The organism is Sinorhizobium sp. 8-89, from assembly GCF_030124325.1.
GTDB lineage: Bacteria > Pseudomonadota > Alphaproteobacteria > Rhizobiales > Rhizobiaceae > Sinorhizobium.
The window spans coordinates 1-10,709 of record NZ_JASKLR010000056.1; the positions used below are offsets into that span (position 1 = coordinate 1).

Annotated in this window: 8 protein-coding genes and 1 pseudogene; all 9 read right to left on the minus strand. The window is 63.2% G+C overall.

The features are described from left to right. Positions 1–84: 84 nt before the first annotated feature. Positions 85–243 (minus strand): annotated as a pseudogene (locus QN219_RS33200) (DUF736 family protein); the annotation flags it as partial. A 661-nt stretch (positions 244–904) separates the two neighbouring features. After that, on the minus strand, positions 905–1,198 hold the full coding sequence (locus QN219_RS33205) for a hypothetical protein (protein WP_284004678.1): 294 nt from the start codon (positions 1,196–1,198) through the stop codon (positions 905–907). A 107-nt stretch (positions 1,199–1,305) separates the two neighbouring features. Next, on the minus strand, positions 1,306–1,707 hold the full coding sequence (locus QN219_RS33210) for a hypothetical protein (protein ID WP_284004679.1): 402 nt from the start codon (positions 1,705–1,707) through the stop codon (positions 1,306–1,308). Between the two features lie 174 nt (positions 1,708–1,881). After that, positions 1,882–4,119 carry a ParB/Srx family N-terminal domain-containing protein gene (locus QN219_RS33215; protein ID WP_284004680.1) on the minus strand — a complete coding sequence of 746 codons (2,238 nt, stop codon included), beginning with the start codon at positions 4,117–4,119 and terminating at the stop codon, positions 1,882–1,884. A 337-nt stretch (positions 4,120–4,456) separates the two neighbouring features. Next, entirely contained in the window at positions 4,457–5,746 is a 1,290-nt protein-coding gene (locus QN219_RS33220) for an aminotransferase class III-fold pyridoxal phosphate-dependent enzyme (RefSeq protein ID WP_284004681.1), read from the minus strand. 23 nt (positions 5,747–5,769) lie between these two features. Next, the gene (locus tag QN219_RS33225; protein ID WP_284004682.1) at positions 5,770–7,017 is read right to left on the minus strand and encodes an alkaline phosphatase family protein; all 1,248 of its coding nucleotides are present in this window, start codon (positions 7,015–7,017) and stop codon (positions 5,770–5,772) included. A 39-nt stretch (positions 7,018–7,056) separates the two neighbouring features. After that, positions 7,057–8,079: an ABC transporter ATP-binding protein gene (locus QN219_RS33230; protein ID WP_284004683.1), complete on the minus strand. Its 1,023-nt coding sequence runs from the start codon at positions 8,077–8,079 to the stop codon at positions 7,057–7,059. After that, positions 8,076–9,086, minus strand: coding sequence for an ABC transporter ATP-binding protein (locus tag QN219_RS33235; RefSeq protein ID WP_284004684.1), 1,011 nt, complete (start codon positions 9,084–9,086; stop codon positions 8,076–8,078). The genes QN219_RS33230 and QN219_RS33235 overlap by 4 nt, the downstream gene beginning before the upstream one ends. Then, positions 9,083–10,606, minus strand: a complete 1,524-nt coding sequence (locus tag QN219_RS33240; RefSeq protein WP_284004685.1) for an ABC transporter substrate-binding protein — start codon at positions 10,604–10,606, stop codon at positions 9,083–9,085. Before QN219_RS33240 ends, QN219_RS33235 begins: the two co-directional genes overlap by 4 nt. Between the last annotated feature and the right edge of the window lie 103 nt (positions 10,607–10,709).

Below are 10,709 nucleotides of genomic sequence, written 5' to 3' on the forward strand. Positions count from 1 at the left end.
GGAATTATGCGGAGCAGAACCAGCCGCAACTGCCGACAAATCCGGCCTTCAGCAGCTAGCACTCCGCAAAATCCCGCTCTCTGCATAATCGCAAGCTGCTGCGAACACGCGGTAGTCGGGGCCGTTTTCGGTGTCGCCCTCGGCGGGCACGAACTTCACGGACTTGACGTTGAGGGTGAGAGTCTTGACCGAACCCGAGATTTCGCCGGTTGCGGAGCGGGTAAAGGTGCCGATGGTAGCCATGATGCAACATCCTTTTGCTGATCGGATCGCGCCTATCGCGATCTCGATGACGGTCGTTGGACCGGGGACGATCGGGCCGCACCAGAAATGGCCGGAATGGAATGGAGGGCGGCCGACAGCCGCTTTTTTGATATCGCGATGCAAAGCTGGCCATCAGGCCAGCGGCGGAAAAAAGCGGATGACGGACGTTGCGGATTTGAGATCGAGGCGGCAGTTTCGCCGCCGGTCTTCGGTCAGACCAGATCAATCGAGTTCGCGTTGGACGTGATCTTTGTCAGTCAAACGGGAGACCGAACCATGGCAATCATCGGCGCCTTCTCCTCCCTCGCAGACGAGGTTTCTCGCGCTCGTGCGCAACACGGGTCGATCTCATGTCTGGCCTGCGAATGTTTTGCCGATCGACGGCGTGCGCGTGACGGGGCCGGTCTTTTGTTGTTCCCAACGCCATCGGTTCGGGGCGCGCTGAGAGGGGCTGCCGGCACGGTCGCCGCAGTCCATCCCACCAACCTGGGCGATCTACGTTCGCCGCTGACTTGCATGGATGGCTTGAACGGAAGCACCGGACTGCTCCTCAGCCCACTTCGTTGCTGCCGTCTTGCTTGTGATAGTCAACGCCGGCTCTGGACTGGCGGGGCCGACCGGCACGACAGGCCCGTCGGCGCTAACCCACCGTTTCCACGATTTCGTAGTTCTTTAGGAAGGCGGCCATGCCCTCGTTGAGCAGGGTCAGCAGGTTGGCTTTCGACACGGGAATCGTTTCGATCTTTTCGATCCGGAAGGCCGGAAGCTCCTCATCCGCTGACTTCAGATCATCGCGCAACCTTGGGACTTCGGCTTTTACCTCTTCGAAGCTGGCAAAGTAGATGTCCGGGATTCCCGTCTCCGCCCAACGCGGCTCCTCGGGATCATGGACCACCGAGTATGTGTTCAATTGAAACGTTTGCTCCTGCGTCATTGGCTTCTCCTGATTTTCTGACACGTCGAAGCGTGCACATTCCCATCGCAGGGGAAACTCGCAATACTGTTAGTTCGACAATGCGCCGGTCACCCGTCGGGCCGTGTTCAGTCCGGAGTGGCGAGCCGCGCCACTGCCGAGAGCCCGGCGAATCCCCCGCTTGCAAGGCAGAGAAATTGCTTCACGGGTTCCGACAGAGGCGCAGCACCGATGACGCCGTGCACCAGCGCATATCCCGCGACGGCGGCGGGAGCGGCATAGACAATGGCGAGGACCAGCTTGGCAGTTGAGCTGCGCAAGACCTCCCGCAGGTAGACGAACAGCGCAAACGACAGAATGGCGGCGGCAACGCCAGCAATGCCCGCTACCATCCATCCGGCACCCCATGCGAACGCCAAGCGGAATGCGGCAAGGCCGAGGAAGAACGGCAAGGCATGGGTCGCCAGCGCAAAGGCGAGAACGCACATGGCACCGGAGAGCCCGACAGCCAGGAGGATTATCGGTGTCATAGCGTCAATCCCCCTCTCTATCGGCACCTGCCCTCCGCTGTGACGCCTGCGCGCTTTTTTGATGGAGGTGATGATCGTGTTTGCGTCGAGGTCACGGCCGCGCCCTTGTGGCGCGGCCGCAAATTTTCTCGATGCGGAGAATGAGGCCGGAGCACGTGGCTCCGGCCAGCCGGTTTATTCGGCGGCTTCCGGGAAGATGATCTCTCCAGCATCTAAGCCATCTTCTTCCGTCTCGAACGCCTCCGCGGCCGCGTCCGGCGCTTCTGCTTCCATGGCCGAAGCACGCCGCTCGGTGCGCAGGAGTGGCGGCAACCAATCGGTTTCGCCAAGAAGGTCCTCGGCAGCCTCCGCCATCGCCGCCTTCTTCATGTCCGCGATCCGCTCCGCCACCTCACTGCCGCAGGCCTCCCGCACGGCGGCGAGGATATGCGTCTTGGTGACGCGACCGAGATAGCTGCGAACGGTCGGCTTCCAATGCTCGCTCATGTCCAGTGCGAGTGCGGTCGCCAGCCGGTCGGCGGTGCGCTGCGCACGCGGTCGCTGCTCCCAAGGCTGCTTGACGGCATTGACCGTCAGCGATGCGCAATGGGCAAAGAGGGCCATGACGCTCACCTGATCCAAGCCGGCAATGAAGTCCCAGAGATCGGCCATGTCGCGCGGCATGTCCGTCGCCCAGCCTGCATGGCGATCTGCCAGCATCTTCGCCGCCGCCGTGTCCTCGATGCCGTCCGCGTGACTGGGCAGCGCGGCACTCGTGGGCCGGATTTCGAGGACATGAGCGTCCACACCGCGATAGAAGGTCTGGGCCGCGAGCGCATGGGTAACGGCGATCAACGCGACTTCCGGCTGCTCGCCAAGGGCAAGGCGAAGGCCCAGCGTCCGATGCGCGGTCAGGTCGCGGGTGAGAATGTCGGAAACCGGCTGCGCCGCATCGCCTTCGTCTTCTTCCGGTGCCTGATTGCCGGAACCGCAGGGCTGGTCACTGCCCTGCCCTTCCGCATCCGCGATGACTTCTCCGTCCGCATTGACGCGCACGCCGTCGATGATGGATCCGCCATCCTCTGCGCTTCCCGCGTCCGCTTCCGGCTTTTCGTCCTCGGGGCGGATGAAGCCGCGCTCGATGCGGGCCATGCCCTCATAGTTGAGCGAGACGAATGCGCCGCCGCAGGCGACTTCCTCCGGATCGTAGGCATGCCGCAAGGCGTCAAGGCGCTCGATCTCCGCTTCAAGCTCGGCAAGGCGCTGATCGACATCGGGCGGCAGGTCTTCGTCACTGTTTTCCCATTCCGCCGTCAAACGGTCGAACTCCTCCTGTGCCGCCTCGCGGGCGGCAAGGTGTTCCGCTGAAAGCTCGACGGGCTGCGGATAGACGCGGCGAAGCCCATGGGCATGCGGGTAGTCGAGAAAGACTTCCGCCCATTTCCAACCCTCTGTTGCCTGTAAATCTGCGGCAATGCTTTCCAGCTTTTCGAGGACCAGCCGATCCAGAAGCGCGGCGTCCTCGAAGTATCCGCCGCGATCCTCGGTAAAGAGGTCGCGCAGGATCGACCCGCCCGCCTCGACATAGGCCTGCGCGCCGATGAAGATCGCCTTGCGGTCGTTCGCCTGCACATGCGTCCGGGTGAGTTCGCGGCGGATGATGTAGGCCTCGCGATTGTAGCCGAGGCCGTCATAGACCTGCTCCTGCCGCGCATGATCGTCGGTGACGGCAAAGGCCATCAGTTGCTCAAGCGTCAAGCCTCCGTTACGATAGACCTGCATCAGCTTCGGGCTGACCGCGCCAAGCCGCAGCCGCTGCCTGACGACATGGGCGCTTACGCCGAAGCGCGCAGCGATTTCTTCCGCGCCCCACCCCCGGTTTTCCGCAAGCGTCCGGAAGGCCTCCACTTGGTCGGCAACCGAGAGATTGGTGCGCGCCTCGTTCTCGTCCAGGCTGATTTCGAACGGATCGTTGGTCGTGTCGACGACGCAACGGATCGGCTCCGTCGGTTCGATTTCCTTGCGCTTGGCGCGCAACACCTGCGCCAGCCTGCGGCCTTCACCGATCGTCACCAAGTAAGAACCGGTCGGCTCGCCATCGGGACCGATTTCCGGTTCGACCACAAGGTTTTGCAGAATGCCTTTGGCGGCGATGCTCGCCGCATAGGTTTCGATCGTCTCGTTGCTATGCGGGGTCTTGCGCGCATTGCGCGGCGACTTCTTGAGCTTGTCGAGCGGGATCAGCATTTCCGTGCCGCCGACTGATGCAGTTTCCTGCGCATCGACGCTGTCCGGCGCAATGCCCTCCGGTGCGGGCAGAGCGGCGACTACATCCGCCGTCGCCGCACCGATGCTGCGGACGGGTTCATCCGCTGCCATATCTTCCGTGGTCGTTTCCGTGACGGCCTTTGCCTTCTTCGCTGTCCTTGCCATTGTTCCAATCCTCTTCTTGGTCAATGCCGGAGGCATGTCCCCCGACATGCCTCCCGGGGGCGCGTGAGCGCGCGGGGATGGAGGGGGCAAATGCCGGCGAGCATCGCCGGGCTGCCAGGCCGAGCGGGGCGGATCGGAACACTCGGTGAGTCATGGTTCTACGCCGGCGTGCGAGCCGGCGGCCCTGCCATGCGCAGGCGGCACTTGCAGGGGAGCAAGGGGGAAGACCCCTTGGCTCCCCCACTTGGCAGATCATTGCCCACAACCCGTGCCATCACACCACGCGCTTCTTGAAGGTTGGAGGTCGGATGCTGACCCAAGAAACGAGCGACCGCTTCTAAGCCGGAGAAGCGATAGCCGGTGCTTGGGCGTTCAATTCTCGGATACGCGGCAGAGCGGCGTAAAATCGATGGATCACCTCACTAGCCAGTGCCTCCGACATGAGGACACCCGGCTTGAACTGGAGGACCCGTGAATCGAGCGACGAGAAAATCGCCCATACGCCATGTTCGTAGAGCGCCCTCGAGGCGTGAACGGCGCCCTCAGGATGGCGAAACTCCAGGCCAATAACCACGCCCTTCTGGCGAATTCCCGCCAGCACCTCGTCGTTGTTGCGGATCATCTCGGCAAAGGCGTCGGCAAAATATCCTGTCAGGAACTCCACGTTCGCCACGACCTCGGGGCGGGAGAGGATTTCCAGCACCTTCAAGGCAACGAAGCAGCCGACTTCCGACCCCCCGGATGTCGAGATATGCGCGGCGCCGTCCTCCTCCATCCACGCACCGGAGCGTTTCGTCAGCATCGTCACGGCGAAGGGGTAGACACCGCCGCCGATGCCCTTGGCGCTGACGAAGATGTCCGGCTGTACGCCGAAGGTCTGCCAGCCCCACATCTGCCCGGTTCGCAGCAGCCCGGTCTGCACTTCGTCGGCGATGTAGAGCGCTCCGTAGCGTTCGCAGAGTTCCTTGACGGCGCGGTTGTAGCCGTGGTCCGGCATCGGAAAGCCGTAGGTCGCAGGTATCGTCTCGATGATGACGGCGGCCACGTCTCGCGAGGAGAGCGCCTGCTCCATGGCATCGAGATCGTTGAACGGCACCTGCAGAAACTCTTCCGGACGGTCCGAAAGAAAAATCTTCGAGAAGCGCGCGTCACCGGTGGCGACCGAAAGGCCGGAATGGCCGTGATAGCCCTTGACGATCGAGACGATCTTGCGCCGCCCGGTGGCGTAGCGCGCCGACTTGATCGCGACGTCGATCGCCTCCGCGCCGCCCGGCGAGAAGAAGGCATGGTCGAAGCCCGGGCTGACCTTCACCAGCGCCTCGGCAAGGGCCGCTCGCGCCATCGAAGGAAACCAGTGGTTCCCAATGTCGAAATGATCCAATGCCGTCTTGAGGGTGTCGACGATTTCCGGGTTGCGATGCCCGAAATTGAAGGTGCCTCCGTTGATGTGGAGATCGATCAGCCGGCGACCGTCCATGTCGAACAGTTCGTAGCCCTCTCGCCTGTCGATGACGAGGTCGATCCCCGCGTCGCGCCAGAAGCGGGTCTTTCCGGGATTCCAGTAGCGCTCCGACGTCTCGAACACCTCCTCCTTCGAGGAGAACTTGAACATTCCATAATCGAACATCTGATTTCCAGCAGGGCTATTGTTCACAGGATTTGTGCACTCGCGCGTTCAGCCGCGTTCTCGTCCTTCGAAAGGCCGAGGATGGAGGTGAGAGCCGGGAAGAAGTCCTCGGCGGTGGCGGCATCGACGAGGCGCTGCGGAATGCCGGCGCCATAGAAGATGGCGAAGCGGTCGTCGGCAGGCGCGCCGGGCCGCAATCCATGCGAGGAGACGTATCGCGGCTTGCCAAGGGAACTTGCAGCTTCAGGACCAGTCCGCGAGACTTCGAAGCTGTGACGATGCGGCGCCGCATAGGTCGCGATCGACCCTCGCACCGCGCCGGGAACATGGTCGTTGCCGATATAGTCGGCGCCGAATTGGGCCAGACGCGATGTGATCTCGTCGCGATGGGCGTCGTTCTTCACCACGACATGCAGCGTCGCGCCCTCCGGTTCGCAAAGCACATCCGGCAGGGCGATGTCGGTGTAGATCGCCGTGTCGATCGGGCTATGGCCATGATCGCTCGCGATCGCGATAGTATACGCGTCGAGCTTGCCGGCACGCTCCAGCCGGTGGTGCAACTCACCGACCAGGAGATCGGCCGTCGCAATCGCCCAGTGCGAGGCTTCGGTCTCGTAGCCGAAGAAATGCTGGATGACGTCAGGCATCTCGATCTCGGTGAGGATCAGATCCGGTGCGGCATCCGAGCAGGCGAGATCGGCCACTTGCCGCATGACCTGCTGATCGCAGGCAAGGCCCAGCAGATGCGGCAAGCCCGGCTCGTCTTCGGCAAGGCCGCCATTGCTGACAGGCATCGCTATTGATTGTTCGCCCCGCCCCCGCGGAGCGAGAAGCCGCGACACGGCCGCCCGGTTCAGGGTCTTGGCGAACCGGCTTCCTTCCATGAAATCGCGCAGCCACCACGGCGCTTCGTAGATGTCGGTGTCGTCGGGGTCCACCATCGCATGGCCGATGCAGGCGACCTTGAGGCCAGCCGAGCGGGCGAGACGCGCGATCGTCGGCGCCGCCACATCATCCGGCCGCGCGACGCGGAAGGTGGTGCCGTCAAAGATGTGGTTGCCGAAGATGCCGTGCACCTCAGACGGCTTGCCGGTGAGCATGCTGGCCCGCCCCGGCAGTGACGTCCCGGGTACCGGGCAGGACATCCTGCGGATATGCGTACCGCTGCGCGCCAGGCCAGTGAGATAAGGCAGTCGCTGAGCGTGCGCCTCAAAATAGTCGGCACTGACTCCGTCGATCAGGATCATAATGAGCTTACGCTTGCCTTGCATGGGTTGACTCCTTCGATGAATGGAAACTGTGCCGGTCGATCAGGCCGAGGCCGGATAGAGGCAAGCGGCGTGGTGATCCGGGCCGATCGCGCGCATCGGCGGCTCGACGGCCGCGCATTCGCTTGTCGCCTTCGGACAGCGGGTGCGGAACACACATCCGCTCGGTGGATCGACCGGGCTCGGCAATTCGCCCTGCAGCCGGATTCGCTCGCGTGACCGCCCCTCACCGACGATCGGCGCCGCCGACAGCAGCGCCTGCGTATAGGGATGAGCCGCGCTCCGATAGAGCACCTCAGCCGGCGCGCTTTCGACGATCTTGCCGAGATACATCACCAGCACGCGATCGGCGATGAAGCGGACGACGGAGAGGTCGTGCGAGATGAACAGCATGCCGACATTGAGACGATCGCGTATGTCCAAGAGCAGATTGAGGATCTGCGCCTGGACCGAGAGGTCGAGCGCCGAGACCGGTTCGTCGGCGACGAGGAACTGCGGGCCACCGGCAAGCGCACGGGCAATGCCGACGCGCTGGCGCTGGCCGCCGCTCAATGTATGCGGATACCGATCGGCGAATTCCGCTCTCAGGCCGACCTGTTCCAGGAGCTCGACGATGCGATCCCGTCGCGCCTTTCCCTTCGCGAGGCGGTGAATCGCCAAGGCCTCTCCGACAAGCTCGCCGATGCTCATGCGCTCGTTGATGCTGTCAAACGGATCCTGAAAAATGATCTGCATGTGCTTGCGAAACGCCCGGAGCTGATGCCCGGTTAGAGCCATCAGGTCGACGCCATCGAAGCGCACGGTGCCGGCCGAGGGTTCGACCAGCCGCAGCACGCAACGACCCAATGTCGTCTTGCCCGACCCGGATTCGCCGACAAGCCCGACGATCTCGCCAGGATAAACCTTGAGCGACACGCCGGACACGGCCTTGAGGATTGCCCGCGGCCGCCCGAACAACCCGCGCCCGACGGAGAAGGTCTTGCGAAGATCGGCAACCTCTAGCAGGGGGTTCGTCACAGCGGGGATCGCAGAGGCCGCCAGAGGCTGATTGGTGAAAGCGTTCATGTGCGAACCCGCCGTTCTGTTTGGTGAGCAATCTCGCGCCAGCGCAGGCATCGCACCCGGCGGCCGTTCTCTGCCTCTGCCAACGCCGGCACGGTCTCGGCGCAATCGGGTCTGGCTTCACCGCAGCGCGGATGAAAGGCACAGCCCGAAGGCATCGACCGCGGGTTCGGCACGAAGCCGGGGATCGCCGCCAGGCGACGCCCCTCGGCGAACTGCGGCAGCGAGCGCATCAGGCCCTGGGTGTAGGGCATTCGGGGTTGTGCAAGCAGACTCGGCGTGTCGGCTTCCTCCACCACCCGGCCGGCATAAAGGACGACGGCGCGGTGCGCGATTTCCGCGACAACGCCAAGATCGTGGGTGATGAACAGCACCGCCATGCCGGTCCGGCGCTGGATATCGGAAATCAGGTCGAGGATCTGCGCCTGCACAGTGACGTCGAGCGCCGTCGTCGGCTCGTCGCAGATCAATAGCTTCGGCTGGCAGGCGAGCGCCGCCGCGATGACCACGCGCTGGCGCATCCCACCCGAAAGCTCGTGCGGATATTCGCTGAGCCGGCGACCGGGATCGGGCATGCCGACCATCTCGAGAATTTCGCCGGCGCGCCGAAATGCGGCTCGACGGTCGAGCCGCTCATGCTGGCGGATGACCTCGGCGATCTGTTCGCCGACGGTGTAGACCGGATTGAGGGCGCTCAGCGACTCCTGGAAGATCATGGCGATGTCCTTGCCGCGCAGCCGCCGCAGGCGTTCCTCGCTCGCCTGGACCAGGTCGTCACCGCCAAACAGGATGCGGCCACCGGCAATCCGGCTGCGGCCCGGCGGCAACAGCCGCAGCAGCGACAAACCGATCGTCGATTTGCCTGAACCGGACTCGCCCAGCAGCCCCAGCGTCTCGCCCGCACCGATTTCGAAGGAGACGCCATTGACTGCGTGCACGGGCCCTTGCGCGGTGAGGAACTGCGTCTGCAGTTCCTCGACACGCAGAACGGCATCGTGCCGGTCGGTCATTTGCCTTCCCCGAACACGAAACTGCCGGGCCGGAAGTCCATCACATAGTTGGTATAGGGCTGCCACTTGGTGTCGCGCCGCACGCCGTAAAAATCCGGCACGCGATAGAGGACCGTCCCCGGCGCCTCGTCCTCGAACATGTCCAGCATTTGCTGGTAGAGGCCAAAACGCTCCTTCCTGTCGAGCGTCGTCGCCGCCTTGTGCCCGAGGTCCTGGAAAGCCTTGTTTCCGTCCCAAAGCGCGGTGATCGTCCAGCTCCACATGATCGTGACATTCGGGTCGGGCAAATCACCCCAGTCGGAGATGTTGCGCACCTCGATGCCCGGATCGTCATTGGACTTCTCGTACCAGCTCTCGTTGACCTCGACCTTGGCGTTGACACCGACCTTCTGCCACATCGAGACGATCGCCTCCGCGGCGGCGAGGCCATTGGTGTAGTAGACCGGGCTCGTCGTGAATTGGATCTCCTCGCCCTTGTAACCGGATTCTTCGATGAGCTTACGGGCGCGATCCGGATTGTACGGGAATGTCGGGCGATCGGCGTTGTAGAGGTCTCCCCATTCCGCATATTGATGGCTGTGCAGAACCTCGGCCTTGTCGTTCCACAGCGCCTTCGACAGAAGCTCGCGATCGATCGCCAAATTCAGGCCCTGACGGAAGCGCTTGTCCGCCATTAGCGGATTGGAGGTGCGGTAGTTGAGGAGATGGCTGTTGGCCATGACGCTGCGGACCTCACAGCAGTCGAGATTGTCGACGGCCGGGATCTGGTCGGGGGTTACGTTGTTGATGATCTCAACCTCACCGTTCGCCAGCGCGGTGATACGGGCCGACAGATCGGGGATCTCGCGGAACACCAGCTTTTCTGCCGGCGGCTTGCCGCCCCAAAAAACGGGGAAGGCTTCGAGCGTCACGTGGTCGTCGTCGACGGACTGGACGAAACGATAGGGGCCGGCGCCGACCGGCTTCTGGCCGAACGCCTCGAAGCCGACCTTCTCGTAATAGTCCTTCGGGACGATGCTGCTGGCCGGGAAGGTCAGCATCAGTTCGATCGTCGGATCGGGCTTCTTGGTGACGACGCGCACCGTCAGGTCGTCGGGCGCCTCGACGCGGGCAATATTCTCGTACTGGAACTGCGAGCGCGCGTATTGCGACTTCGGATCCAGGATGCGATCGAAGGTGAACTTGACGTCCTTGCTGGTCAGCGGATCGCCGTTGTGGAAGGTCAGCCCGCTTCGCAGCTTCAATTCGAGCGTGAGATCGTCGACACGATGCCAGCTCTCGGCCAGCGCCGGCACCAGCTTGGCACCGGTTCCCTTGCCGTCGCTCTGGTAGTCGCGGCGGATAAGGGTTTCGAAGACCGCATTGCTCAGGGGAATGCCGGTGTTGCCGGTTTCGATGGCAGGGTCGAAGCGTGGCCGTACCTCCTGCATTCCGATCACAAGATCCTGGGCGGCGGCGATTTGCACGGCGCTCAGGCAGACGCCCGCGGCCAGCACGGCAGAGCGGATCAATCGTATCATCGTGGTTTCCTTGTCTGTTGAGGTTGATAGTCCGGGGTTGCGCCGATCACTCGCGGTCACGTGCTGAGTCTTCGGTCGAACAGGTCGCGCAACCAGTCGCCGA